This is a genomic window from Microbacterium natoriense (genome assembly GCF_030816295.1).
GTDB classification, from domain to species: Bacteria; Actinomycetota; Actinomycetes; order Actinomycetales; family Microbacteriaceae; genus Microbacterium; species Microbacterium natoriense_A.
In genome coordinates this window covers 2,126,610-2,153,323 of record NZ_JAUSXV010000001.1, presented here as the reverse complement: position 1 = coordinate 2,153,323, position 26,714 = coordinate 2,126,610, and the positions used below count along the sequence as shown (strand labels likewise).

Sequence of the window (26,714 nt, the reverse complement as noted above, 5' to 3'; positions counted from 1 at the left end):
CCCGAACTTCGAGCAGCACCCGACGCGATGCTCGAAGTTCGAGGCTTGCATGCGGAACGAAGCTCCGAGAAAGACGAGTCCTCAGTCCTTTTCGAACCGCGGTACGCTCGGTCTACTGAGATCGACGGTCCCGATCACACGTGCTGGAACTCCCGCCACGATAGTGCGCGGGGGCACGGACGTCGTCACGACGGCCCCCGCCCCGACGACGGCCTCATCTCCGATAGTGACTCCCATGTTGATCACGGCGTTCGCCCCGATAAACACGCGATTGCCGATGGTCACCGGCTCACGGTCGATCTCGCCGTAGGCACGTCCCGAGACACAGCGTTTAGCGCTGGAATGGGTGTATATATGAACTCCAGACGAGATGTCGCAGCCTGATCCGATCGTGAGCCCACCTGAACCGTCGATGAGGGTGAACGCCCCGATCCAGGTTCCGTCTCCCACCTTCGGTTCTCCGATAATCCACGCATGCTCGTTGTAGGGGTTGTCGGGAATCACGCTCATTCTTTCCTCACCTGCCTGGTCGGGGACGGAAAACGGGGCGCGACGATCGAACCATCGCACCCCGCCAGATCTCTCTATGTCAGGAGTTCTGCACGAGCCGTGTCATGCCCGAGACGACATCGATCTCTGCTTCGAATCCGAGAACTTCTTTCGCCCGCGTCGTGTCGGCCGCGCGTCGTGAAACGAGGACGGGGCGCGGGTTGAACTGCGGTTCCACATCCGCACCGACGGCATCGATCAGGATGCGAGCCAAGTCCGCAACGGTCGTATCAATACCCGTACCGACATTGATGGGCACATTCGCCTTCTCCGAGGTGAGCGAGAGGACCACGGCCCGGGCAATGTCCTTGACATGGATGAAGTCCATCGACTGCTTGCCTTCGCCATCGATGACCGGGGCCTCTCCGTTCTTGAGGCGGTTGACGAAGTGGTTGATGACCGACGTGTAGTACGCGGTGGTCTTCTGCCCCTCCCCGTACACGTTGAAGAACCGGAGCGCGATCCAGGGCAGCCCCTTCTGGCGATTGTAGTAGCCGAGGATGTCCTCGGCGGTGCGCTTGCCGATGCAGTACGGCGTCAGCGGGCTCAGCTTGTCGTCCTCGTGCATCGGCAGCTTCTCGGGATCGCCATAGACTGAGGCGCTGGATGCGATAACGACGCGCTTCACCCCGAGGTCCGACGCTGCCGCGATCACGTTGTGCATGCCTACCACGTTCGTATCGAAAGAAGAGTAGGGATCGGCTACGGACTTGTTGATCGAGTCCGCCGCGAGGTTGATCACGTAGTCGAAGCCCTGCATCGCGGCGCGGACGGCAGCTCCGTTACGGATGTCCTGGTCGATGACGTCGACCTTGCCGGTCTTGGCGAACTCGTTTGCACGGTCGCGGTCACCACGCCACATGTTGTCGAAGATGCGGACGGTCCACCCCTCGTCGACGAGCCGCTCCACGACGTGAAGGCCGATGAAGCCAGCACCTCCAACAACGAAGACCTTCTTCTCGGTCATCCATTCACTCCTTATTTGTGATCGGCCGCGCTCAGCGCGCGACCGCGACTGCCTCGGTGAGGACTTCGACGACCCTGTCGACATCGGCGTCGCTCAGGTTCGCGTGCATGGGGACCGCGAGGTGGCGCATGAACAGATCGGCCGACACCGGAAGTGAGCGATCGAACTGGTAGACCGGCTGGACGTGCGACGCATAGGTGCCGAAGTTGCACTGCACGCCGTTCTGACGGAGGTGCGTCGCGACCACTCCGCGATCGATCCCCTCGTCGAGGGTCACCACGTACGACTGCCACGGATGCACCCGGTCTTCAAGTGCGACGGGTGCAGTGACGCCCTCCACGTGGAGGAGCCGCTCCTCATATGCAGCGGCGATCTGCCCGCGACGCGCGACGAGTCCGGGCAGCCGGTCGAGCTGCGCCATCATGATGCCTGCCGAGATGTCGGAGAGCCGGTAGTTGTACCCTGCTTCGTCGAAGGAAGGGATGGGAAGTGAGGAGCTTCCCTCACGTGACAGGGCAGGGGCGATGCCATAGGTGTGCAGCTTGCGGGCGTGCGTGGCGAGGTCTTCGCGATCGGTAACGAGGGCGCCGCCCTCGCCCGCGGTGATCCCCTTGCGCCCGTGGAAGCTGAATGTAGCGACATCCGCCAGGCTTCCCGCGGGACGCCCTTTGTACGACGCGCCAGCGGAGCATGCGGCATCCTCCATCAGGAAAAGGCCGTGCTTGTCGGCGATCGCACGGAGCTCGTCGTAGTCGGCGGGCTGTCCGAACACGTCGACCGCAATGATGCCGACGGTTCGCTCGGTGATCGAGGCCTCGACGGAGGCCGGATCCGCCGACCAGATGTCGGGGCGGATGTCGGCGAAGACAGGACGCGCCCCGGTCCACATCACCGAATGGCCGGTCGCCGGGAACGTGTAGTCCCCCACGATGACCTCATCACCCGGCTTCACTCCGAGGACCTCAAGACCAAGGTGAAGGGCGGAACCGCAGTTGCTCGTAGCCAGAGCATGCGCTGTACCGACAGCCTCGGCGAATCTGCCTTCGAATTCACGACAGGTGGGGCCGGCTCCGGACAGCCACCCGGAATCGAATACGCGCTGCACCGCCGCGAGCTCTTCTGGTCCGACAGTCGGTTCGCCGAGCGCGACGGTGTGCGACATCGTTCGCCTTTCGCATGGAGGATGGGGCCGGAGATTCCACGGCCCTCGGAGACGTAGGATCGAACCGTGGTGTGCGTACCAGGATCGCCACCTGACCATCCTACTCACCGTTGTGCTCAAGGGAGATCTGTCGTGGCCGGAAACAACGTCGTCATCATCGGCGGGGGCATCATCGGCCTCGCAGTCGCAGAGCGAGCGGCGCGGGCAGGCAGAGGGGTAGTCGTCCTTGAGAAGGAGGAAGACTGGGCGCTTCACCAGACCGGACGCAATTCAGGTGTCATCCATGCGGGCCCTTACTACAAGCCCGGTTCTCTCAAGGCGCAGATGTGCGTCGAGGGAAACGCGAGCATGCGTCGCTTCGCTGTGGAGAACGGCATCCCCCACGAATTCACCGGCAAGCTGATCGTGGCGACGAGCGAGAAGGAGATCGCCAACCTGAAGGAGCTCGAGCGGCGTGCGACCGCCAACGGCGTCCCGACGCGCTGGCTCAGCGCCGCAAAGGCCCACGAGTTCGAGCCGCATGTCTCCTGCGTCGCCGCACTGCGCGTTGAGACGACGGGGATCATCGACTACGGCGCCGTGAGCCGTCGACTGGCGGAGACCGCAGCCGAACGAGGCGCAGAGATGGTGCTCGGCGCGGCCGCACGCGCGATTCGCTCGGAGAACGGCAAGATCGTCGTCGAGCACTCGAAGGGCGTCGTACGAGCGGACGTGCTCGTCAACTGCGCAGGCCTCCAGAGCGACAAGGTGGCCCGCATGGCTGGGCTGCGCCCCGCCGCGAGGATCGTGCCGTTCCGCGGAGAGTACTTCCATCTCTCCAAGGAGAAGGAGCATCTCGTCCAGGGGTTGATCTACCCGGTCCCCGACCCCGAGCTCCCGTTCCTCGGCGTGCACCTGACCAAGATGACCGACGGGAGCCGTCACGCAGGGCCCAACGCGGTGACCGCGCTCGGCCGTGAGAGCTACAGCTGGGCGAAGATGAACATCCCGGAAGCACTCGGGGACATCACTTACCCGGGATTCTTGCGTATGGCGTCGCACAACATTCCGGTCGGCGTCGCCGAAGTGCTCCGCTCCTTCTCTCGGAAGCGGTTCGCCGACAGCCTCTCGCGTCTTGTACCCGGGATCGAGGCACGAGATCTGACTCCCTCCCCTGCAGGAATCCGCGCGCAGGCGATAGCCCGCGACGGCAAACTCGTCGACGACTTCCTCTTCGAACTGGGGCCGCAACAGGTTCACGTGCTGAACGCACCGTCTCCTGCGGCGACCTCTGCTCTCGTGATCGCCGAGCACATCTCACGCAAGGCAGGACTCCTCGACAGTTGAAACACACCGCCGGGAGCGGTGCATTGTGCCCTCCGGAGCAGTCAGGACGCGGGGATCACCTCGTAGATCCGCATCGTTGTCGGTCCATCCTCGGTTGACGTCAGCAGATGGACGCACCCCTCGTCAATGACTTCCTCGGCGATGACGTACTGCACGTTGTGCTGCGCGAACGCGCCGCAGGAGTCGAACGTGAGCAGGATCTGATCCGGAGCCGGATTCCGCGGATCGGGGTCGCCTTCACCGATCACCCAAGAGACGTTGGCGAGACGGTTCCACATCGTCTCGCTGTCTCCGCCGGGGTCGATCTGATCCCACATCGCACTCGAAGGCGTGCTCTGGAATCCGTTGTAAGAAGCCACACCTGCCTCGACGAGCATCATCGTCGAGAGGGGGGATGACGCGACGCCGACCCAGCGCCCTGGCGCGTCTCGATTGATATCTTCGATGGCCTGGACAGCGGCCGTCTCGCGGAGATCCAGCACTCCACGGTACACAGGGTTGATATTCGCTGTCGACGCGAAGGCAGCCAGCAGAAGCAGGCTCGCTCCGAGGGTCAGGTGGCCGCGAGCGAAGAACAACACGGCGCCGAGGAAGAGAACTAGGCATAAGGCTGTGATTGCGGTTGAGAATGGGTTCGTGCCGGCGAAGTTCCGGAAGCTGAAGTCTGCCGATGAACCTATGAACGCTGCGACTCCGATGCCCCCCGCAGCTGCTGCCACTGCGGTCAAAGCGGGCCAGAGCGGCAGCTTCCCCTTCGCTCTCCGCTCCTCCGCAAGTCGGACAGCGAGCACGATGATGACCACGACACTCAGCACTCCGAAACCAAGCCTGATGCGCCCGTAGGTGGTTCGATCGAGCAGGAGCAGATGCGATACGGCATCCCATCCGGGAAGGAAGATGTAGGCGAGGAAGAGCAATCCGACCGCGACTAAAGCCCAGGAGAGCCAGTCTGCCCCGCGTCCGTCTCGCTGCCTCCGGAGGGCAGCCCACACAAGGGGGAAGAACAGGAACAGCCCAGGCAGGAGGAAAGTCGCGGCCTCGGAGCTGTTCACCCCCCACGGTGCACCACCGCTGGGCCCAAGCATCGGGGAGAACGGACCGCTCAGCAATGCTGCCAGCTCTGACTGCCCCCCTTCACCCACGGGCTGCAGCCGTTCCCCCGGGTAGACGGTGCTCGTGAAACCCACGATCGTGTCCCAACGCGTGAACACCCACACGCACAGGAGTGTCACACCGACCACGCCAGCCACGAGCACGGGGACGATGGCCGCCGCTCGTTCACGGAACCGCGGATGGATCTCCGATGGCATGAGCACCGAACCGATCGCGAAAGCAGCGACCACCCAGACGACCGGAACGATGAAGGGAACGTAGATTCCCGTGCCCATGGCCGCGGTCAGATAGGCGACGAGCGCCGCGAGCACCCACCGACCAACCCTTGCTCTCGATCTGAGGCACCAGACGAGCGTTGCAATGACGAGGAATGCCCAGGCCGGCGGATAGAACGTGATCGACAGGAACCACCATTGCAGGAATGGAGCGAAATAGAAGCCGAGGGAGATCAACGTCGCCGTGACCGGTTGCCGAGGGAGGAGGAAGATCACGAAGAGGAACAGCGCCGCCATCATGACGAACCCGGGCAGCCACCATTTCACTGCCATCGCCTGGTCCAGCGGTAGAGCGAGAAAACCCCAGAGATGCGGACGCAGCGCGGTGGACCAGTCCCGCGTGGGAAGGTCGTGCTGGACGGTGGCATCCATACCGCCGGGGAAAGTGTCGTTTCTGATCGGGAGCCCCTGCTCCACCTGCGAGATTGTCCACGTAGTCTGCACGAACCACTCGTCGCTCCGGATCGTCTCCGGAGACCCTGCAATGAGATTCGGGTCGCTGCTGCTGCTAATCAGCGAATGCACAACACCGGTCGAAGAGCCGGTGATACCAAGGATCACGAGTACAGCGAACAGGAGCCCCAGCGCGCCCAGGGGTACTCCGATCACCTTGCCATTCGGAAGTCCGTCTTCCCGCGGCGTCGTGACGCGTCGGTACCAGTCGGTCAAACCGCTCATACGTCCTCGCGCCCGTAGTCGCCTCTCATCGCTTCAAGCGCCTCGAGGTGTGCAGCGGCGACATGCCGGATAGTGAAATGGTCATCGATCAGAGACTGCGCATTGGCCGATACGGATGTCCGCGCCGCCGCCGGATCATCGAGAATGCCGATCAACATATCGGCGAGGGCGCCGACGTCGGCCCTGTCATCGCCCTCCGAACGACCAGGTACAAGGAAGAGGTCTTCCCCGTGTCGAAGCGGGATGCTGATGAAGTTGTCCGCGCGGACCCCTGCGACGACGGGCACTCCGGCCGCCAACGCCTCGAGGCTCGCCGTGCCGAAGCCTTGACCCTCGAGTTCATGGACCTCGACGACCGCCGCAGCCAGGTAGTCGGGAATCTCCCGCGACGGACGCGCGCCCACGGCTCTGACAGAATCCTCCACTCCGAGCTCTCTGGCGAGTGTAAGGAACTCGTCATGATAGACGCCTCCGACGATGACTACCACGGCCAGCGGGTGCATCGACAGCACCCTTGGCAAGGCTCGGATAAGTGCGAGTCGGTTCCGCTGCGGGATCACGTGTCCAAGCGAGACGATAAGGGGGCGATCGCCAGTCTCCAGTTGTGCCGGGACGACTGCAGCGTCCCCGCCTTGCATCTTCTCCGGATCGATCCCAACGGGAATGACCACTTTGCCGGAGATACTCCTCGAATACCGCTTGTCGATGTAACGATCCATCAGCTTGTCCATCACGACAAGCGTCGGGCGATGGAGTCTCATCAACGGCGCGACAAGGAGTCGGTCGGCTGTCGAGTAGACGAAGGAGTTGAACCGGCTGAGCGGGCTTTCGAGACGCGTGTGGATGCTGAGAAGCGTCGGGCGCTTGCGTGAGCGCGCCCACCATCCACTAAGCCATGTCAAATCGAAGAACTGACCGTGCTGATGGACGACGTCGGGAGCGAAATCGTCCAGAATATCGAAAACGCGGCGCTTCGCCCGAGGTGAGATCGTGAAACCTATGTCGAAGTTCGCGGCAAACCTGGTCTTCGGGAGCGTCCAGGCAGGAATACGAACAATCTCGAACCCGTCGCGATTCTCGTGCGTGGGAGCATCCGCATAGGTTGCGGTTAACACAAGAACCTCGTGCCCCGCGTTGGCGTACTCGCGTGCGAGGTTGTCCGCGAGATGGGAGGATCCGCCCGGTCGCGGTGGGAAGAAGTTATTGACGACGACTATTCTCATGTTCCTGCGCGCGTAGGAGGTGACGGACGGCTCATCTTATCCGACTGTTCTCGGGCCAACCCTGTGACGCGCGCTAGTTCGGGGATCACACCTCGAAATCCGTCGGAGAGCGAGATCGAAGTTTCACGGATCTCGGCTTGCTCAGACCAGCCGACATGCCATCATCGGAGGCCACGTGACGGACTCGCATCCGCAATATCTTTGGCCGCGTAAGCGACGTTCCGGAGGGTCCACCCCGGCCGAGCGCGGACAGCGAGCCGTGCCTCATGTCGTAACTGTCAGGTCGCGCAATCACGACGATCCTTCGACCCTGTTGTCACCGCTCCCACGGGAGTCCGCCGCGTCCGGACGAGCTCTGCGTGCCCCAGTCAGCTCGGGTGGTCTGAGTTGTAGCGATCGAGCACCTCGGCGATCGGGGCGTCGAGAACGAGACCGCCCTTGTCGAGATAGAGGCCGCGAGTGCAGAAACGCCGCAGGTCGCGCTCGTTGTGGCTGACGAAGAACAGGGTGCGCCCCTCCGCGAGGAGCTCGTCGATGCGTTTATAGCACTTCTCGCGAAAGGCTTTGTCGCCCACGGCGAGGACCTCGTCGACGAGCAGGATCGGCTCGTCGAGTTGGGAGACGACCGAGAACGCGAGGCGCACCTTCATGCCGTTGGAGAGATGCTTGTAGGGGGTGTCCTCGAAGCCGCCCAGTTCGGCGAACTCGATGATGCCGTCGTATCGCCGCGACACCTCGTCGCGGGACATGCCGTGCAATCCCGCGGTGAGGCGCACGTTCTCGCGCACGCTGAGGTCTCCGACGAAGCCGCCCGTGATCTCGATCAGCGGCGCCACTCCCCCGTTGACCGTCACGGTTCCCTCGTCGGACAGGAGGACACCCGCGACGAGGCGGAGCAGAGTCGACTTGCCCTGACCGTTTCGCCCGACGACGCCGATCGATTCACCCTGCTGCACCGAGAAGGAGACTCCGCGCAGGGCCCAGAACTCGCCGGGGCGCGAACGGCGCTTGGCGCCGGCGAACAGGTCTTTGAAATTGCGACGGCCACGGCGGTTGCGCCGGAACCGCACGCCGAGGTCGTGGACTTCGATCGCAGCCGTCATCACAGCTCCTTCAGCACGGGGCGCTCGAGACGGCGGAACACCCAGGCGCCGAGCACGAGGATGAACAGGCTCATCAGCACGCTGATCATGAGGGCGAAGGGATTCCACTGTTCGGGGAAGAACGGCATCCGATACAGCATGAAGATGCCCGCGAGCGGGTTGAACGCTCCCAGCGTCTGCGCGATGCCCGGAAGATCGGTGACGTTGTAGATGATCGGCGTCGCGTAGAACATCGCGCGCAGGATGAGGGCGGTCGTGCGTTCGAGGTCGACGTACATGACGCAGAGCGGGGCGATCAGGAGACCGAGGCCCACGAGAAGGACCGTCTGCAGAAGGATGGCCACCGGCAGCCAGAGCACACCCCACCCGACCTGGACCACCTGGTCGGGGTTCTTCTCGATCAGCAGGTTCACCACGATGAAGAGGACGAGGACCGGCAGTGAGAACAGATACTCCATGCCCTTGCTCAGCACGATGCGGTTCACCCAGATCGAGCGGGGGATCGCCGTCGAGCGGACCAGCCGGGCGTCCTTCTTGAACGCTCTGGTGAAATCGCCGACTGCGGCGTTGAACCACACCCACGGCAGCAGCGCGCTGATCAGGAAGACGATGTACGGTTCCTCACCCACGTCGCGATGGAACACCTGAGTGAAGACGAACCAGTAGATGGCACTCATCACCAGCGGATCGAGCACTGACCACAGATACCCGAGCATGCTCGTGGAATAGCGGACCTTCAGATCCCGGGCAGACAGCAGCCACAGCGAATGCAGGTATCTCCGGGGCGTCCCCGGGGCCCCGGTGGTCGAACCTCTCATCTCACCCCCGCCGGGTCATGCCGGCACGCTGCGGTGCCGACACGTCGTCAGTCCTGCTGGACACTGTCGAATGTCCTCCGCCATTCGTCCGCGGACGTGATCCTTGGGGTCCCCTCCGCGTATTGAGCCGCGAGGCGGCCCCAGTTCGTGGCGAGTCGTAGATTCAGACGGATGCTGCGCCACAGGAAGCGGTGCATCATCGCTCTATCGCGCTGGTACCAGGCGACGCCGAGCCCGTCGGGAGACGTGACCAGAGCTGAGTCGATGTCGGCGAATCGCCACCAGGTGATGTCCTGCGCCGGAATGATACGCTCCGGGTTGCGCCGACTCCCCGACGATTGCTTGATCACCAATTGGCGCACACCGACCCGTGCAGCAAGGATCAGCGCCGAGATCGGATTCGACGGCTTGCTCACGGCTCCCATGACCGCGACAGACGAACGCCGCACCGGGGGCAGTGCAGAAAAATCCTCTACGACCTTGGAGTCGATGAACTGCGTCCGCATTTCGCGGATCTCGGCCTGCTTGCGCGGCAGGAGATCCGGAAGACCGCCCGGTCCCCGAAAGACGTCCCGCATAGCCTCGTGCCTAAGGCGCACAGCGGAGTACTGCAGCATGAACAGAAGTTTGATGTCGCCGAGGAAGGAGTGCAAGGGAAGGAATCCTCCGTTGCGCACGTGCGAGTGCAGCAGCCCCGTGATGACGCGGTTGCGGTGGATGAAGTACTCCTCCCACGTGCGCGTCGGATCCTTGTCGTGCCACGCCATGTGCCACACGGCCACGCCTGGGAGGCACACCGTGGGATATCCGTGCTCGCGAGCGCGGAGCGAGTATTCGATGTCGTCGAACTTCAGGAACACCGGAAGCGACAGCCCGATCTCGCGAAGGATGGTGGTCGGTATGAGGCACATCCACCAGCCGTTGAAATCCGCTCCGAGATAGCGGTGCAGCTCCGGTGTGGCGCGCAACGTATCCTCTGCGAAGTCGTGGTCGTACTCGCTGGCACCTGACGGTCGCATCCAGGACTTGTTCTGGTCCCACACTTCGCCTTGGGTGTAAAGGACCGAACGGTCGTCGAGGTGAAGCATCCCTCCACCGACGATGGTCGGTGCTGCCGCGAAGTCGGCGAATCGAACGGCGCGGATGATCGCTTCAGGCTCGGAGATGGCGTCGTCGTCGAGGAGCAGGACGTAGGTGCTCTCCTCGGATCCCAGAGACTCGAGCATGGCTCGCGAGAACCCTCCGGAGCCGCCGAGGTTCGGTTGGCGAATGATCACCAGCTTGTCGCCCAGCCGATCAGCCGCTTCTGTGAAGCCCGGCTGATCCGACACGAGGTCCGTGCCTTGGTCCACGACGATGACCCGGTCCAGCACATCGTGCACATGCTCGTTCTGTCCGACCGCGATGATCTGGTTCAGGCAGTACGACGGGCGGTTGAACGTCGTGATCCCCACCGTAGCCTTGCCGGGGGTCCATCCATCTGGAGCAGCGACCTGCCACTCGGCGGAGACGAGCGTGGCATCGGCGCCGCCTGCGGCGATGTCGAACCAATAGGACCCGCCGTCGATGAACGACGTCACCGGAAGGTCGAACGTCACCGTCTCGTCGGAAAACGACTTGGATGCGAGAGCAGATGCCCGGCCACGAGCGCTGGACTTGTACACGGAGATCAAGCCACGGCCTTCGACCGTCGTTACGAGTCGCACCGCACGGACCTTGGTCCAGTGCTGCCAGTAGCTCGCGGGGAACGCGTTGAAAAACGTGCTCAGAGACACACGCCGATGGGCGTAGACCCTGATGCCTCGGCGGCTGACGATCTCATACGCCTCGCCCGGCTGCGAGCCGTCCCCGGAACCCGTGTCTACGTACAGCGCAGATACCTCGGCCACTCCTTCTGTGGGGAAGACAGTGTGATTGACAGTGACGTAGCGCTTCTTCTCGTTGTCGAACATTGCTTCTCTCTCAGGCGAGGTTGTTGTTCCACATCGACAGAGCAGAGCCGATGGCCATGTGCATGTCGAGGTACTGATAGGTGCCCAGGCGACCACCGAAGTGGACGTCTCGCTCCCCCTTTGCGAGCTCGCGATACGCGAGGACTCCGGCGCGGTCGGTAGGCGTGTTTACCGGGTAGTACGGCTCATCATCGCGCGATGCGAAGCGCGAGAACTCGCGCATGATGACCGTCTTGTCCTTCGGGTAGCGCTCCTCACGCTCGGGGTGGAAGTGACGGAACTCGTGGATGCGCGTGTACGGCACGCCTGCGTCCGCATAGTTCATCACCGGCGTCCCCTGGAAGTCCCCCGTGGGAAGGACCTCTTCCTCGAAGTCGAGCGTGCGCCAGGACAGCTCGCCCTCCGCGTAGTCGAAGTACCGGTCGACGGGGCCGGTGTAGACGACCGGGAGTTGACCAACCGTGGCTCTCTTGTTCAGCGGCTGCGCCTCATCGAAGTAATCGACGTCGAGCTTCACCTCGATGTTCGGGTGGTCGGCCATCCGCTCGATCCAGGCGGTGTACCCGTCGATGGGCAGCCCCTCCCAGGTGTCGTTGAAGTAGCGGTTGTCGTAGGTGTAGCGGACCGGCAGCCTGCTGATGATCTCCGCAGGAAGGTCCTTCGGGTCGGTCTGCCACTGCTTGGCGGTGTAGTCGCGAATGAACGCTTCGTACAGCGGTCGGCCGATAAGACCGATTCCCCGTTCCTCCAGGTTCTGGGCTGTCTTCGGATCGAACTCGCCCGCGAGCTCGTGAACCAGAGCACGCGCCTCATCCGGCGAGTACGCGGCGTTGAAGAACTGGTTGATTGTGCCGAGGTTGATCGGCAGGGGGAACACGATGTCCTTGTGATTCGTGTAGACGCGGTGCACGTAGTTCGTGAAGGTCGTGAAGCGGTTCACGTACTCCCACACCGTCGGATTCGAGGTGTGAAACAGATGCGCCCCGTAGCGGTGCACCTCGATGCCGGTCTCGGCTTCGTTCTCGCTGTAGGCGTTGCCGCCGATGTGATGCCGGCGATCGATCACGGTTACTTTGCGGCCCGCGGCGGCGGCTCGTTCAGCGATGGTGAGGCCGAAGAAACCCGACCCGACGACGAGGAGATCCATTGATGCAACTTTCCTAATGCTGACCGACGTTGTGCTGCGCGAGCACCGAAGCCGGGCACGCACTTCCACATTTTAGCTGGCAGGGGTTGCGATCAAGCTGAGGGCGCGGTGCGGTGCACCGACTCGAAAACTCGTTGCCCGCCGTTCGAGGTCATCCGTTCGCGACCACCGACCGCTGCAACGCCGAGTCGATAACGATCCGGAGACGATCTCCGAGCATGGCGGCGTAGGCACTGCTGAGATGGTCGGCGTCGTAGAACACAGGCTCACCACCGACCGCTGCGAAGCAGAGCGAGTCGTCGCAGAGGAAGGATGTCAGGTCTGCGGGCCACACATCGCTCAGAGGCGCCGCCGCCGCGAGGGCTACCGCATCAGGAGGCGTCGCCGCCGACCTAGGCACGGCACATGCTGAGGGCGACTCGCTATTGAGCACCAGGCAGTCGATGTCGCGCACGTCGCCGTTGAGCGGTGTGTCGGCGATCGGAACCACGGCGATTCCCGCGTCAGTCCAGCGACTCCAGGTACGCCGCAGGCCATCGATGAACTGCTCATCGTGCGATCGTCCGCTCCCGTCGTCGAGCAGCTGCTGCCGCGCAGCCATGGACGTCACGACGAGATCGGGCTTCTCGGCGAGCAACTCCTCAGAGAGCGCTTCGGCCCAGTCCCGGCACCGCTCGTAGTCCACGGGACCCCACGGCGCATCGAAGCCGATGAACGCGACGTCCGCAGGCGGGCATCCCGGAAAGGAGCTGATCGTGAGCCGCCAACCCTCCGCTCTGGCCGTAGGGAAGATCGCCGCCTGCCACTGCTCGGCGTGCGAATCGCCGACGAGCCAGACTCGCGGCCCCGTTTCGCCGTCGCGCGAGAAATCGCATTCTCGCGTGGTCTGTCGATCGTCGAACATGAGCCGTTCCTGAAGTTCGCCGCACTCCGCGGCGAGACCGAAATAGGCGTCCTGCTCGGTCACCACAGGGTCGGCGACCTGAGCCGACGGATCACAGGCACCGGGATCGGCCAGGGCGTCCGGACCATGACACGGGCCCGACTGCTGCCCGGGGGACGGCAGGGCAGTGCTGCGCACCGTGGCTCCCGCCAGGAGCAGGAGCCCGATCGCGGCGACCATCGCCATCATCGCGCCGCCGCCCAGAAATGCCCGAGGTGCGCTGCGCCACCAGGAGGCGCGCTGCGCCGGGACCTCGATCCATCGGCGGCTCCCCCCGGCCAGCAACAGCGCGACGGCGAGGATTAGCAGCCTCGACCACCACGACAGCGGTTGAGCGATGAGGAAGGGCAAGAGAATGATAAGCGGCCAGTGCCACAGGTAGAGCGAGTATGAGACATCTCCCAGCCACTGGACCGCCTTGCGATCGGTGACCACGGAGATCCCCCACAGCGGCGCCCTCCGTCCGGTGCCGGCGACGATCACCGCAGCCGTCGCGAGGACCGGGATACCGGCCACCGCCCCGGGGTACGCCGTCTCGGATCCGAACAGGAACGCAGACGCAGCGATTCCGAGGAATCCCGCTGCCGCGAGGGCGGACGCTCCCAGCACGTTGAGCCGTCCGAGCAGAGCAGCCGGAATCAGCGCGACGACGGCGCCGACGGCGAACTGCCAGGCCCGCGTGAAGGTGACGAAGTACGCCTGAGCGGGCGCGGACGCCGTGTACAGGATGCTCGCGAGGAAGGACAGCGCGGCGACCGCTGCGACAACGACTAAGAGCACCCTGCGCCGGTCGGAGCTGCGCCGCCAACGCATCACGGACGCGGCGACGCACAGGAGCAGAAGCGGCCAGACGAGATAGAACTGCTCTTCCACCGACAGCGACCAGTAGTGCTGCACGGCGCTGGCGGCCGCGTTGTGAGCGGAGTAGTTCACTGAGAGCCCTGCCAGGGTCCAGTTCTCCACATAGAGCGTGCTCGAGATCGCCTGTACGGCGTTGTCCATCCATCTCGTGTACGGGAGAAGCCACCACACACCGAGCAGCGTGACGGCCAGCACGAGGAGGGCCGCGGGCAGCAGACGGCGGATCCGCCTGGCGTAGAACGATGCCAATCGGACCCGCCCTGTCCTCTCGAGTTCCGAGTGCAGATGGCCGGTGATGAGGAACCCGGAGATCACGAAGAACACGTCGACCCCGACGTAGCCGCCGGGTATCCGGTCCGGCCACAGGTGGTTGAGCACCACCAGACCGATCGCGACGGCACGAAGCGCCTGGATATCAGTGCGGAACCGACGGGTACGCGCGGCCGCGCGTGTGCGCACGTCCGCCGGAGCGGGCGCGCTCACGAACCCAGGTACTCCCGCAGCTGCTCTCCGGCGTCACGGGGAACGAATCCCGTCGCCTCGATCTTCGTCAGATCGAGCACGCTGTTGAGCGGACGAGGTGCAACCGGACCCCTGGCTTTCGAGAAGTAGTCGGCCGTACTCACACCCGTGACACGGGAGCGGTCTGCATCTGTGAGAGCGAAGATGTCAGCCGCGATCTCCGCCCAGGTCCGAGGCGCGCCGCCTCCGGTCACGTTGTAGGTTCCGTATGGTGCCCGGGTCGCCAGCAGGTGAGAGATCGCACGGGCGATCTCGCTGGCGAACGTGAGGCGCCCGCGCTGATCGTCTACCACCGAAGGACTGATCCCCCGCTCGGCGAGAGACACCATCGTCCTGACGAAGTTCTTACCCTCGCCGATAACCCAGGAAGTGCGCACGATGTAGTGGCGAGGCGAGGTGCTGACCGCGAGGTCACCCGCCGCCTTCGATTGGCCGTACACACCGAGCGGGCACACGGGGGCGTCCTCACGGTAGGCACGCTCGGACGTCCCGTCGAAGACATAGTCGCTCGACACGTGCACGAGCGTGATGCCGTATTCCGTCGCGATTCGCGCCAGAGCAGCGGGACCGGCGGCATTTGCCATCCAGGCATCCTTGCGTCCGTCAGCGGTCTCGGCGAGATCAACTGCAGTGTACGCGCCCGCGTTCACGATCGTGTCGTAGTCCCGCCAACGCCGGGCAGAGTCGACATCGGGGGCGCCGAGGTCGAACTCGGCTCGCGTCGTCCATTCGATGCGCGCCGACGTACCCAGCTCGCCGCGCAACGCTCGGCCGAGCTGGCCGCTGGCGCCCACTACGAGCGCCTTCCGCGCCGGGATCGGAGTGACGTCTGCGAGGCGAGGGTGACGGAGGTCCTTCGCGGAGACCTCCACCTCGGACAGAGGAATCGGCCACGCGATCGCCGTGGTTTCGTCCGCGAGATTCAGAAAGGAGTACGACGCTTCCGGCGACCAGTGATCGTTGACGAGGTATGAATACGCAGTGTCGGCCTCGAGTGTCTGATATGAGTTTCCGACGCCCCTGGGCACGAAGATCGCCTTTGAGGGGTCGATCTCCGCCGTGAAGACTGCGCCGAACGTCGGTCCCTCACGCAGGTCAACCCATGCGCCGAAGATGCGCCCGGTCGCGACCGAGACCCATTTGTCCCAGGGCTCCGCGTGGATGCCGCGCGTCGTCCCGACGGCGTCGTTGAAGGAGATGTTGTTCTGGATCGGCCCGAAATCGGGCAGTCCCATCTCGGTCATCTTCTCGCGCTGCCAGTTCTCCTTGAACCACCCACGTGAGTCCCCATGCACCGGAAGGTCGAAGACAACCAGACCGGGGATACCGGTCTCGACCCGCGCGAGGCTCTTGCCGAATTCGATCTTGCTCACGCTTCGTCACTGCCCCTTCGACGCGTAGAACGCTTCGGTGGAGTCCTTTGAAGGTGCCCACCACTCTTCGTTGTCGCGGTACCAGGCGATGGTCGCGGCGAGGCCGGATTCGAAATCGGCGAACTGTGGCTTCCAGCCGAGTTCGGTCCGCAGCTTCGTGGAGTCGATCGCGTAGCGCAGATCGTGACCGGCGCGATCGGTCACGTGATCGTACGCGTCGCTCGGCTGTCCCATTCCCTCGAGGATGAGCTCGACGACCTCTTTGTTGTTGCGCTCGCCATCGGCGCCGATCAGATAAGTCTCGCCGACACGCCCCTTCTCGAGGATCGTGAGCACGGCCGAAGAATGATCGTTGGCGTGAATCCAATCGCGGACATTCTCACCCGCGCCGTAGAGCTTGGGTCGAATGCCGCGGATCACGTTCGTGATCTGACGAGGGATGAACTTCTCGACGTGCTGGTACGGACCGTAATTGTTCGAGCAGTTCGAGATGGTCGCCTGGACCCCAAACGAGCGCACCCAGGCACGAACCAGCAGGTCGCTGCCGGCCTTGGTCGACGAGTACGGCGACGACGGATTGTATGGAGTCTGCTCTGTGAACCGCTCGGGGTCATCGAGCTCGAGATCGCCGTACACCTCGTCGGTCGAAATGTGGTGGAAGCGCCGTTCGTGACGGCGGGCCGCCTCGAGCAGCGTGTAGGTCCCGATGATGTTCGTGTCGAGGAACGGGCGCGGACTGTGCAAGGAGTTGTCGTTGTGCGACTCCGCCGCGTAGTGGACCACCGCGTCGGAGTCGGCGGTGAGCCGGTCTACGAGCTCGGCATCGGTGATGTCCCCGTGGACGAACTGCACCCGATCCTCCGGCAGGCCGGCGAGGGATGCCTGATTGCCTGCGTAGGTCAGCGCATCCAGGACGGTCACGGTGTAGTCGGTGTTCTCGACGACATAGTGCACGAAGTTGGATCCGATGAATCCGGCACCTCCTGTCACGAGCAGGCGGGTCATGCTTTTCCTCTCTTGAGCAGATCCAGAAGGTACGCACCGTAGCCGCTCTTCACGAGCTTCTCGGCTCGATCCCGCAGCTGTTCGTCGGTCAGGAATCCCTGACGCCATGCAACCTCTTCTGGCACGCCGATCTTCAGCGATGTGCGCCGTTCCATGGTGCGGACGTATTCGGCGGCATCCGTCATCTGGTCGAAGGTTCCTGTGTCGAGCCAGGCGGTGCCGCGCGGCAGCACCTCGACCTGGAGCTTTCCACGCTCGAGATACGCACGGTTGACATCGGTGATCTCATACTCGCCGCGCGCAGAGGGCGCGAGATTGCGGGCGATCTCGACCACATCGTTGTCGTAGAAGTAGAGTCCGGGAACGGCGTAGTTGCTCTTCGGATGAGCGGGCTTCTCCTCGAGGGACACGGCAGTGCCCTGCGCGTCGAACTCGACGACTCCATAGGCCTCGGGCTCCGACACCCAGTAAGCGAAGATGGCACCGCCATCGATGTCTCCGAAGCGCTGCAGCTTGTTCCCGAGGCCAGGGCCGTAGAGCAGGTTGTCTCCGAGCACCAGCGCCACGCTGTCGTCGCCGATGAAGTCGGCTCCGATCGTGAACGCCTGCGCCAGCCCGTCCGGAGACGGCTGTTGCGCGAACGTCAGGTTGATGCCGAGCTGAGATCCATCCCCCAGTAGCCGCTCAAAGTGCGCCGCATCGTGCGGCGTCGTGATCACGAGGATGTCACGGATGCCGGCGAGCATGAGAGTGGACAACGGATAGTAGACCATGGGCTTGTCGTAGACGGGAATCAGCTGCTTCGATACGCCCAGAGTGATCGGGTGTAGTCGTGTTCCTGATCCGCCCGCAAGAATGATGCCTTTCACCACAACATCGTGTCACATCGCCGCTGTGAGGTACTGCCAGATCCGCAATCGACTTGCATCACACTAATCACAGTGGCATCATCTGTTGCTTTCCGTCACAATGGGTGGGTGACCGGCTCTCGAACCTCACGTCTGCGCGCGCTCGTCTCCAGCGCGGCCGCCGTCGTCTTCGCAACGTCGCTCCTGATCGCGAGTCCTGCGAGCGCGGTCACCTCCGCGAACTCGACGCCTGCGACCGTTGGGGCCTCAGCGGTGGCTAAGACCGCCGCATCCCCCGTCAAGGCGCTGATCACCGACGGCTTCCGCCCCGGCAACATCATCTCGAACGCGGTTTTCTATGACACGTCGACGATGACGCCCCAGACGATCGACTCCTTCTTCCGTTCGAAGGTTCCCTCGTGCCGCGCCGGATACGTCTGCCTCAAGGACTACCGACAGAACACCCCAAACCGACCGGCCGACAAGTACTGCAACGGCTATCAGGGCGCGGGGAACGAATCGGCCGCGACCATCATCTATCGCGTCGCGCAGTCCTGCGGGATCAACCCTCAGGTGTTCATCGTGATGCTGCAGAAGGAGCAGGGGCTCGTCACACACACGTGGCCGAGCGACTGGCGCTACACCATGGCTCTCGGCCAGGGGTGCCCCGACACCGCGCCCTGCGACCCTGCCTACGCCGGATTCTTCTATCAGATCTACGGTGCGGGTCGACAGATGAAGATCTACACGGAGGGGCGTTACTTCACGTACTACGCCCCCGGAAAAACCTGGAACATCCTCTACAACCCCAACGCTGCGTGCGGTCGCGGACCGGTGTATGTGGAGAACGAGGCGACATCCGCGCTTTACTACTACACGCCGTACCAGCCGAACGCCGCCGCGCTGCGCGCGGGCTACGGCGAGGGAGACGGCTGCTCGGCCTACGGCAATCGCAACTTCTACAACTACTTCACGGACTGGTTCGGAAGCACACAGACAGGAAGCGTCCCTGCGCGCGGGCTGGTGCGCGCGGCCGGGCAGGACGCCATCTACCTCATCAACAACGGCGTGAAGAGCCACGTGCAGACCATCGAGGACTACACCGCGTTCCACTCACGTCTGGGGGACGCCGTCACGGTCTCCGCGTCGGCACTGAACGCCGTGCCAGCCGGTCCCGCGGCTCGTCGATACGTTCATGACCCGCGCTCGGGAACGCTCTTCCTCCTCGAAGCCGACGGCACCAGCCATCGCTTCGCGACGCCCGAACAGATTGAGATGTTCGGTTATCCGTTCCCGACCTACGTGAATCTCGAGCCGGCGATCATGGACAGCTTCACGCGTGGCGCCGATGTCGGCGCCTTCCTCCGCTCCGGGAGCACGCAGGAGATCTACCAGCTCCAGAACGGGCAACGTCGCTATGTCTCCAGCATCGAAGCGTGGCGCGAAGTCTCCAAGGACACCCCGGGCTACGTCGCGTCGATGGACTCCCCCTTCTTCGACCGCATCTCCGCAGGACCCCCGGTCTTTGCGCTGCACAGCCTCACACGAGTCAACGGCAAGCCGGAGGTCTATCTGACGCTGCCGACGGGAGCGCTCGTGTGGGTCCCGGACCTCTCGCTCGCCGCCGAGCTCGGAGCGACGCGAATGGTCATGGTCTCCGATGCTGCCGTCCAGAGCGCGGCTCGGCGTCCCGGGGCGCTCTCTCCCGTGGTCGCCTGCGGGGCGACGCGGTATCTTGCGGCGGCCGGGGCGCTCAACCCGCTCAGCGGCACAGAGTCGGGCGGATTCACCGCGACCTCGCTCACCGCCGATGACTGCGCATGGATGCCGATCTCCTCGACCGCATACGCGGGACCGCTCTTCATCCAGCCGAAGGGCACCAGCGATGTGTTCCTCCTTGAGAACGCCAAGCTCCGTCATGTGCAGGACTACGGCACCCTCATGAAGCTCAACGGGAACGCGCCGCTGCGAGTGATCTCGTGGAGCCTCGGCACTGCCAATTGGGTGGGTCGCGACGGACCCGTACTGGCCGACGGAGCATTCGTGCAGTTCGCCGGCCTCGGAGAGATCTATCGCCATCGTGCAGACGACGTGCTGCAGCACATCCAGGACTACGAGACGCTCGTGCGTCTGGGCGGCGGCCGCGTCCCCCCGATCCAGGTCCTGTCTGCTCAGTACCGAGGCACGTACACCTTCGGCGCTCCGATCCTGCGTGACGGCACCGTCGTGCGCATCGCCGACGGGGCCGAGGTCTACGTTTACCAGTCCGAAGCGCTGCACCACATCCTCACCGAAGAGGACCTCCGTCGTCTCGGCGGTGGAAAGGTGCCGACGATCATCAAGCTGTCGTCGGACGAAGCACGTGACTACCCCATCGGCGCACCGGCCGCACCATAGCCCCGTAGGCGCCGCGCGAACCATCTGCGGCGTTCGAATGCGACTCGACGCCCCGACTAGACTGAACGGACTATGACGACACCGCCTGACCGAGTGCTGGTCATCGTGCCTGCATGGAACGAGGCCCGCAACGTCGGAAATACCGTGACCGAGATCAGGCGGGCCGACCCCTCCTATGACGTCGCGGTGGTAGACGATGGCTCGAGAGATAACACTGCTGACGTAGCACACGCAGCCGGAGCGACCGTCATCTCCCTTCCCTTCAATCTGGGCGTCGGCGGGGCGATGCGCACCGGCTTCACCTACGCACACAGGCACGGATACCAGCGGGCGATCCAGGTGGACGCTGATGGACAGCACAACCCCGCGGACATCGCGCGCGTCCTCGCGGGCCTGGAGCACGCGGACATCTCGATCGGCGCCCGCTTCGCCGAGGTCGGAGACTACTCGGTCCGCGGCCCTCGCAAGTGGGCGATGCAGTTCCTTGCCGGCGCGGTATCGCGAGTGGCCAAGACGCGGTTGACGGATATCACCAGCGGGTTCCGCGCGGCGAATGAGCGCGCCATCTCGCAGTACATCGCCTACTACCCCGCGGAGTACCTCGGTGACACGATCGATTCCCTCGTGGCTGCCTGCCACGCCGGGCTCGTCGTTACGCAGGTGCCGGTGGCCATGCGCCCCCGGGCGCACGGAACCCCGAGTCAGGGCCCCATCGGCGCATCCATCTATCTGTTGCGATCCGTCTTCGCTCTTGCCCTCGCTATGATGCGCGGGCCTCGCCGCGCGCAGGCCGTCGCCCGATTCGAGCAGCCATGATCGTCATCGTCGGTATCGCCATGGCTGTCGTGGGCCTCGCAATCGTGTTCTGGATGCTGCTCGCCCGGAGGCTTCGCGAGAAATACGCGGTGATGTGGATCGTCATCGCGGTGTGCGTGCTGATCCTGGGGCTCTTCCCCGGGCTGCTCGTCTGGGCGACCGGAATCCTGGGCGTCCAGGTGCCGGCGAACCTCCTGTTCGCCCTTGCGCTCTTGCTCCTGCTCGGAGTCTCACTCCACTTATCCTGGGAACTCTCGCACACCGAGGACGAGATGCGTCGAGTCGCCGAGGAGGCTGCCCTTGCCCGCGCCGAGCTCGACAGGATCAACCTGCGCATCGATCAACTGGAGCAGGCGCACCGCGGCGACGACTCGCCCGGAGCCCAGTCCTCGTAAGGGGGCGCCGCCTACACCAGGCTCATCGCCGGGCCGAGGAGAGCAGGACCCGCGACCGACCGACATCACCCGCCAGGAGCGCGCCCACTGCCTCCGACACCGCGTGCAGTCGTGAGATAGCACGCCGGCGCCCGATGCGCGCGGCACGGTTCCACCCTCGTTCGGCCATGCGTGCCGCAAAGGCCCAGGCGAATTCCCGCTCCTGCGCGAAGCGGACTCCTGAGGACGCGGTCGTCGACGAGACCGACGCGCGATGACGGCGGTAGTCGAAGACGACGTCGTCGTACACGAGCATCGTCCCACCGTCGAGCGCGATGTCGAGCAGGAGCCCGTAGTCAAGCGCGACCGCGTACTCCTCGCGGAAGCCGTGTGCCCGCGCCGTGGATGTGCGCCAGGCGAGCGAAGGAAAATAGGCCCAGTCAGCCCGCATGAGGCTCTCGGCCATCCGGACTCCGCACAGCGTCACACCATCCGATCCCCCGCGCGGACGCAGCACAGCCTTGATGCGGTCGCCAAGCGGGAGAACCTGCTTGCCCTCGTCGTCGATCACCCGGACACCCGGTTGCACGATGTCGACCTCGGGCTGCGCCGCCAGGCGCGCCGAGATGCTCTCGACATACCTCGGATGCATCAGATCGTCGTCTCCGAGCATGACGAAGTGCTCGGAGCGGGCCAGTTCGAGACAGCGGCTGAAGTTGCGTGCCAGTCCGATGTTCTCAGGGTTGCGCACGTACTCGACACGGGGGTCGCCCAGTGACTCGAGCCGCGCTCGGATCAGATCCTCGGGATAGGCGTCATCGACCACCACGAGCCTCCAGCGCGGATCCGTCTGCGCCAGGACCGACTCGATCGTCGGCCATGCGCGCTCCGATGGGCTGTAGTACGGGAGGAGGATATCGATGGTGCGGTCGTCGCTCATGGCTTGCCCCGCCGACCGGCCAGACCGTCGAAGATGCCTCGGATCGCGGCGATCACGCGCAGGCGCTTCTCGCGTCGAAGTCCGACGACGAGTTCCTCGGCAACCCGCATGGTGACCGAATACACCGCGGGCAGCAACGGAAGTCGTGCCTTCCGGGCGAACAGGATCATGTTTCGCACGCCGAGGCGCAACGGGTGGGCACCAGGCTCCTGCCGGGCCACCTCGGGTATGACGAGCGTGCGCCACCCCGCACGGGCGAGCGACCATCCGGTGTCCACGTCCTCGAAGTAGAGGAAGTACCTCTCGTCCACGCCGTCGATGTGCTCCAGCGCCTGAACCCGATAGAGGGCAACAGCACCATCGACCCAGTGAACCGCTCGTGCACCGACGACATCATCCGTGCGGTGATAGGCGCGACCGCCGCGAGTCAGCACTCCCCCCGACGAGAAGATGCGGTCGGGACGAGAGACCCAGCGCAGCGTCGGAGCCACACAGCCAGCCTGGGCGTCGACCGCCATCGCGTCCAGAAGCGAAGCCGCGAGCGTGGGCTCGAAGACAGCGTCGTGGGTGAGGACGAGCAGGTTCGCGAGTCCAGCGCCCCGCGCACGTTCGGCAGCGATGTTGACGGCCGTCGCATAGCCGGGGTTGTCCGCACGACGAACGAGCACTGAGGCGATATCCGATCCCGCGAGAAACGACTCGTCGACGTCGCCGCCGTTGTCGACGACGACGATCATCTCCGGACGCGAGGTCTGCACACGGAGGCGTTCGAGCACCGCGTCGAGGAGATCCTGCCGGTGGTAGGCGATGATCACGGCCGCGTAGCCGCCGGCCGTGACCACAGCGTCATTCTTTTCGCACATCGACGCCTAGGCTAGCTGATATGCATTCTTCCCCACCTGAGAGTGGCGTCCGCGCCGCGATTGCGAGCGTGACCAAGTATGTCCCGTACGCGGGCATCGCGCACGCGGGCGGTGAATATGCGCTTCAGCACTATCGTGCGCTCAGGACGGAGTTCGAGCTGACGGCGATTGCTCCGGCAAGCGCGCTGAACCGCGAGGCCGTGGATAAGGGGGCCGCGGGGCCGCTCCTGCTCCTCTCCGGGCTGCGCCCCATCATCGCCGATCGTCTCAAGTTGCTCGCCGACGTGGTTTCGCTGCTGAGGGGCAGCACTGCTCACGCGTCATTCGCACGTACGCTACGGCGAAGCACTGCGGCCGCCGGCCTGCTCGCCAACGCCGACGTGGTCGAGTTCCAATGGTCGGAGATGGGGAGTCTCATTCCGGCGGTGCGTGCACGGTCCCCTCACGCTCGTCTCGTCGTCATCGCCCATGATGTGATCACTCAGCGCTGGTCCCGCGCGGCGACGACCGCACGCAATCCACTGATGCGCGCCGCGTACACGCTGGCGGCGGCGTTGAGCGGCCGACGCGAGCGCCGTACGTTCGAGGAGGCGGACCGGGTGGTTGTGTTCAGCGACAAAGACGCGCGCCTCGTCCGTTCCCTCGCGCCGAATGCCCGCCCCGAAGTCGTGCGTCCGGGATTCCCGGTGCCACTCCCTGCGGCCGCTGGCGCGTCGACTTCTCCCGCCACCGTGGTTTTCAGCGGCGCCATGGGTCGCCCCGACAACGATGAGGCAGCCCGCTGGTTCCTCCAGCACGTCTGGCCGCAGGTACACGTCGAAATCCCGACTGCTCGCTTCACCGTCGTGGGCGCGAACCCGAGCGCCGCGCTGCGCCGTCTGGCCGCCATCGACGAGACCGTGACAGTCACCGGCTTCGTGGAGTCGATGGATCCCTATCTCGACGAAGCAGACGTGGTCGTCGTGCCGCTGCGGCAACGGCGCCGGCGTCAAGTTCAAGACGATCGACGCCCTGCTGCGCGGAGTTCCCGTCGTGGCCACGCCGGTCGGGGCCGAGGGGATCGAACGCGATGACGCCATCCGGAGCGTCACAGACGACCCCGACGCGTTCGCCGCGGCCGTGGTCGCCGCTCTGCAGGACGAGGACCGCAGCCACGAGGCGACCATCCGCGACTGGGCGATCCGTGAATACGGACTGGAAGCGTTCGGGGCGAGGATCGTGACACTGTACGAAGAACTCATTCAGGAGGGCGTCCGATGACCCCAACCACCTCCGCACCTGTGGTCATCGCCGTGATACCCACCTTCCGGCCGCCCGACGCACTGCGCGATCATGTGTCCGACCTGCTCACTCAGGTGCACTCCGTCGTGCTCGTCGACGATGGAACAGCCTCGACCAACGGTCTCGGGATCGACGACCAACGCGTAGAGGTGATCGAGCTTCCCGAGAACGGCGGGATCGCCCGGGCGTTGAACGTTGGCATCACGGCTGCTCGGGCTTCAGGTGCCACGCATGTGCTCACCCTCGATCAAGATTCCTGGATCCCCGAGGGGTACGTCGAGCGTTCCCTAGCCGTCCTGTCCGAGGCCCTCCGACGCGGTGAGGAGCCCGTCGGAGCAGTCCCATCCTCTGCGGGAGGGACCGGAGTGGTGCTCGATCGCGACGGCCGCCCGTTCGATCCCATCCAGGCCGGCCAGGTCGTGCGGCTGGAGGTGTTCGACCGGGTGGGTCCTTTCGAGGAGGCGCTGTTCATCGACGCGGTCGACAGCGAATACACCCTGCGCGCGTGGCAAGGTGGTTTTCGGTACGTGCTCGTCCCCGGTACCGACATCGGGCACGAGCTGGGCACGCTCGTACCGCTCACGATTTTCGGCAGGCAGCTCGTGTTGGGCGGCCGTCCACGTCACCTGCTCTACCACGCCCCCTTCCGCACGTACTACATGGTGCGCAACTCCGTGATCCTGTCCCGGCGCTACGGGCGCGAGCGCCGCTCGTGGACATGGCGGCGCACCCGCTTGCTCTCCTCCATGATCTTCGGAGGCCTCCTCATCCCGGGTGACCGCGCCGCACAACTGCTGGCGCTACGCCGAGGTATCCGTGACGGTCGCGCCGGCATCACCGGCCGTATCCCTGATGAGCTGATGTCGAGCCTCGCCCGCCTGGGCAGGAAGCTCTGATGAGCTCCCCCCTCGGTCCGCGCCGCGGCCGCGCGCGGAAGGCGATCGGACACGAACTGGTCCGCCGCTCGCTCCTGTTCTCTCTGTCGATCGTCCTCTCGACCCTTGTCGGTGTGGTCTCGATCCCGGTGCTGATCGGCCAGCTCGGCGATACGACGTGGGCACGTTTGGCCGTGCTGCAGTCGATTTCCCAGTTCCTCGCGGTCATCGTCGGCTTCGGATGGGGTGCGACAGGACCGAGCACGGTCGCGAGTCTGCCCGACAGGGACCGCAAGGAATTCTTCGTAACCTCGCTCCTCGCACGCGTCATCATCCTATTGCCTGTCCTCGTGGCCGGAACGCTGATCGCGGCCGCGATCGTCCACATCGATCCCCTCGTCGCCGCACTCGCCGCTCTGACGTCGGTAGCGCCAGCGGCCGGAGCTGCGTGGTACTTCATCGGCACCAATCGCCCCGTCGCGCTCTTCCTCTTCGACGCGCTACCCGCGATCCTCGGACAGGCCGCCGCCCTCGTCGGAGTTCTCGTCGCCCCTTCCCTGCTGGTGTACGTGGCCTCCACGGCAAGCTTCGCTGTACTGGGCCTCTTGGCATCCTGCGTGTTCGTGGCAACAAGGTCCGCGGACGGACCATGGCGGATCGACCGCAGCCAGGCTCTGCGCGGACTGCTCCAGGATCAGATGCCCGGTTTCACCGCGACGTTCACCACCAGCCTGATCACGACGCTCCCCGTCGTCATCGTCAAGCTCATCGTCCCCGCCTCGGCGCTCCCGCTTTTCGTGCTCGCCGACAGGCTCTCGCGCTACGCGGGACTGGTCCTTGCTCCGATCCTGCAGGCCATCCAGAGCTGGGTCCCGGAGGCAGGACGAGAGCACATCCGCTCCCGCGCACGCATCGCGATGCTGGTCGCGTGCGGGATCGGGTTCATCGGCGCGGTCGGGATGATCACATGCGCCCCGTGGGTCGCGCCTCTGCTCTCGCAGGGCGCCATCGCCATTCCACCCCTGATCTCGGTTGCCATGGGGCTCGGATTCGCTGGTGAGGCGATCAGCCAGATCACCGGACTCGCAGTGCTCGTAACGATCGGCCGCTCCCGTGCTCTGGCGCTCTCGGCCGGAGTCGCAACGGTCGCTGCCCTACTTGGGGTGCTCGTCGGCACACTGCTCCTCGACGTTCCCGGCGCCCTGATCGCCCTCGCGCTCACCTCGATCGGCCTGGCGATCTATCGCTCCCGAGTGGCGTTGCTCGGCCTCGCAGCAACCTGATCCCCCGAAATCAACCGAAC

The 26,714-nt window shown here is 64.6% G+C and carries 23 protein-coding genes; 8 read left to right on the top strand and 15 right to left on the bottom strand.

Annotation, left to right across the window (positions count from 1 at the left end; all coding sequences use genetic code 11):
* Positions 1-81 precede the first annotated feature (81 nt).
* From QFZ53_RS09870 to QFZ53_RS09860, 3 genes are all read right to left on the bottom strand, one after another.
* Entirely contained in the window at positions 82-510 is a 429-nt protein-coding gene (locus QFZ53_RS09870) for an acyltransferase (protein WP_307295856.1), read from the bottom strand.
* Positions 511-589: 79 nt separating this feature from the next.
* Positions 590-1,516 (bottom strand): NAD-dependent epimerase/dehydratase family protein, encoded by a 927-nt coding sequence (locus QFZ53_RS09865; protein ID WP_307295854.1) that lies wholly within the window; start codon positions 1,514-1,516, stop codon positions 590-592.
* Between the two features lie 31 nt (positions 1,517-1,547).
* A complete protein-coding gene (locus QFZ53_RS09860; RefSeq protein WP_307295850.1) occupies positions 1,548-2,678 on the bottom strand; it encodes a DegT/DnrJ/EryC1/StrS family aminotransferase in 1,131 nt (376 codons plus the stop codon).
* Positions 2,679-2,810: 132 nt separating this feature from the next.
* Between QFZ53_RS09860 and lhgO the strand changes: the two genes are divergently transcribed.
* Complete coding sequence (gene lhgO, locus QFZ53_RS09855; protein WP_307295849.1) at positions 2,811-4,004, top strand: L-2-hydroxyglutarate oxidase; 1,194 nt, start codon at positions 2,811-2,813, stop codon at positions 4,002-4,004.
* 41 nt (positions 4,005-4,045) lie between these two features.
* Here lhgO and QFZ53_RS09850 read toward each other — a convergent pair whose 3' ends face one another.
* The 10 genes from QFZ53_RS09850 to rfbA form a co-directional block, all read right to left on the bottom strand.
* Entirely contained in the window at positions 4,046-6,070 is a 2,025-nt protein-coding gene (locus QFZ53_RS09850) for a DUF7657 domain-containing protein (RefSeq protein WP_444916290.1), read from the bottom strand.
* Complete coding sequence (locus QFZ53_RS09845; RefSeq protein WP_307295843.1) at positions 6,067-7,293, bottom strand: glycosyltransferase family 4 protein; 1,227 nt, start codon at positions 7,291-7,293, stop codon at positions 6,067-6,069. Before QFZ53_RS09845 ends, QFZ53_RS09850 begins: the two co-directional genes overlap by 4 nt.
* A 368-nt stretch (positions 7,294-7,661) precedes the next feature.
* Entirely contained in the window at positions 7,662-8,396 is a 735-nt protein-coding gene (locus QFZ53_RS09840) for an ABC transporter ATP-binding protein (RefSeq protein ID WP_307295841.1), read from the bottom strand.
* Positions 8,396-9,214, bottom strand: coding sequence for an ABC transporter permease (locus QFZ53_RS09835; protein WP_307295839.1), 819 nt, complete (start codon positions 9,212-9,214; stop codon positions 8,396-8,398). Before QFZ53_RS09835 ends, QFZ53_RS09840 begins: the two co-directional genes overlap by 1 nt.
* A 47-nt stretch (positions 9,215-9,261) precedes the next feature.
* A complete protein-coding gene (locus tag QFZ53_RS09830; RefSeq protein ID WP_307295836.1) occupies positions 9,262-11,166 on the bottom strand; it encodes a glycosyltransferase in 1,905 nt (634 codons plus the stop codon).
* 10 nt (positions 11,167-11,176) lie between these two features.
* A complete protein-coding gene (gene glf / locus QFZ53_RS09825) occupies positions 11,177-12,313 on the bottom strand; it encodes a UDP-galactopyranose mutase (RefSeq protein WP_307295833.1) in 1,137 nt (378 codons plus the stop codon).
* Positions 12,314-12,464: 151 nt separating this feature from the next.
* On the bottom strand, positions 12,465-14,600 hold the full coding sequence (locus tag QFZ53_RS09820; RefSeq protein WP_307295830.1) for an acyltransferase family protein: 2,136 nt from the start codon (positions 14,598-14,600) through the stop codon (positions 12,465-12,467).
* Entirely contained in the window at positions 14,597-16,012 is a 1,416-nt protein-coding gene (locus tag QFZ53_RS09815; RefSeq protein WP_307295828.1) for a bifunctional dTDP-4-dehydrorhamnose 3,5-epimerase family protein/NAD(P)-dependent oxidoreductase, read from the bottom strand. Before QFZ53_RS09815 ends, QFZ53_RS09820 begins: the two co-directional genes overlap by 4 nt.
* 6 nt (positions 16,013-16,018) lie before the next feature.
* On the bottom strand, positions 16,019-17,017 hold the full coding sequence (rfbB, locus tag QFZ53_RS09810) for a dTDP-glucose 4,6-dehydratase (RefSeq protein WP_307295826.1): 999 nt from the start codon (positions 17,015-17,017) through the stop codon (positions 16,019-16,021).
* Positions 17,014-17,886, bottom strand: coding sequence for a glucose-1-phosphate thymidylyltransferase RfbA (rfbA, locus tag QFZ53_RS09805; RefSeq protein ID WP_307295823.1), 873 nt, complete (start codon positions 17,884-17,886; stop codon positions 17,014-17,016). Before rfbA ends, rfbB begins: the two co-directional genes overlap by 4 nt.
* A 108-nt stretch (positions 17,887-17,994) precedes the next feature.
* On the opposite strand from rfbA, the gene QFZ53_RS09800 reads away from it, so the two are divergent.
* From QFZ53_RS09800 to QFZ53_RS09790, 3 genes are all read left to right on the top strand, one after another.
* Positions 17,995-20,262 (top strand): hypothetical protein, encoded by a 2,268-nt coding sequence (locus tag QFZ53_RS09800; RefSeq protein WP_307295821.1) that lies wholly within the window; start codon positions 17,995-17,997, stop codon positions 20,260-20,262.
* A 72-nt stretch (positions 20,263-20,334) separates the two neighbouring features.
* Positions 20,335-21,078 carry a glycosyltransferase family 2 protein gene (locus QFZ53_RS09795; RefSeq protein ID WP_307295818.1) on the top strand — a complete coding sequence of 248 codons (744 nt, stop codon included), beginning with the start codon at positions 20,335-20,337 and terminating at the stop codon, positions 21,076-21,078.
* Positions 21,075-21,473, top strand: coding sequence for a DUF2304 domain-containing protein (locus QFZ53_RS09790; protein WP_307295815.1), 399 nt, complete (start codon positions 21,075-21,077; stop codon positions 21,471-21,473). The genes QFZ53_RS09795 and QFZ53_RS09790 overlap by 4 nt, the downstream gene beginning before the upstream one ends.
* Before the next feature lie 22 nt (positions 21,474-21,495).
* Here the strand turns inward: QFZ53_RS09790 and QFZ53_RS09785 are convergent, their stop codons facing one another.
* Complete coding sequence (locus QFZ53_RS09785) at positions 21,496-22,392, bottom strand: glycosyltransferase family 2 protein (protein ID WP_307295812.1); 897 nt, start codon at positions 22,390-22,392, stop codon at positions 21,496-21,498.
* Positions 22,389-23,255: a glycosyltransferase gene (locus tag QFZ53_RS09780; RefSeq protein WP_307295809.1), complete on the bottom strand. Its 867-nt coding sequence runs from the start codon at positions 23,253-23,255 to the stop codon at positions 22,389-22,391. Before QFZ53_RS09780 ends, QFZ53_RS09785 begins: the two co-directional genes overlap by 4 nt.
* Before the next feature lie 20 nt (positions 23,256-23,275).
* Here QFZ53_RS09780 and QFZ53_RS09775 point away from each other — a divergent pair, with 20 nt between their 5' ends.
* Genes QFZ53_RS09775 through QFZ53_RS09760 form a run of 4 tightly spaced genes read left to right on the top strand, consistent with a single transcriptional unit; the run spans position 23,276 to position 26,694 of the window.
* Positions 23,276-24,328, top strand: a complete 1,053-nt coding sequence (locus tag QFZ53_RS09775; RefSeq protein WP_307295806.1) for a glycosyltransferase — start codon at positions 23,276-23,278, stop codon at positions 24,326-24,328.
* Positions 24,288-24,515, top strand: a complete 228-nt coding sequence (locus QFZ53_RS09770; RefSeq protein ID WP_307295804.1) for a hypothetical protein — start codon at positions 24,288-24,290, stop codon at positions 24,513-24,515. Before QFZ53_RS09775 ends, QFZ53_RS09770 begins: the two co-directional genes overlap by 41 nt.
* Positions 24,512-25,432, top strand: a complete 921-nt coding sequence (locus QFZ53_RS09765; protein ID WP_307295801.1) for a glycosyltransferase — start codon at positions 24,512-24,514, stop codon at positions 25,430-25,432. The genes QFZ53_RS09770 and QFZ53_RS09765 overlap by 4 nt, the downstream gene beginning before the upstream one ends.
* Positions 25,432-26,694 (top strand): lipopolysaccharide biosynthesis protein, encoded by a 1,263-nt coding sequence (locus tag QFZ53_RS09760; RefSeq protein ID WP_307295796.1) that lies wholly within the window; start codon positions 25,432-25,434, stop codon positions 26,692-26,694. The genes QFZ53_RS09765 and QFZ53_RS09760 overlap by 1 nt, the downstream gene beginning before the upstream one ends.
* Positions 26,695-26,714 lie beyond the last annotated feature (20 nt).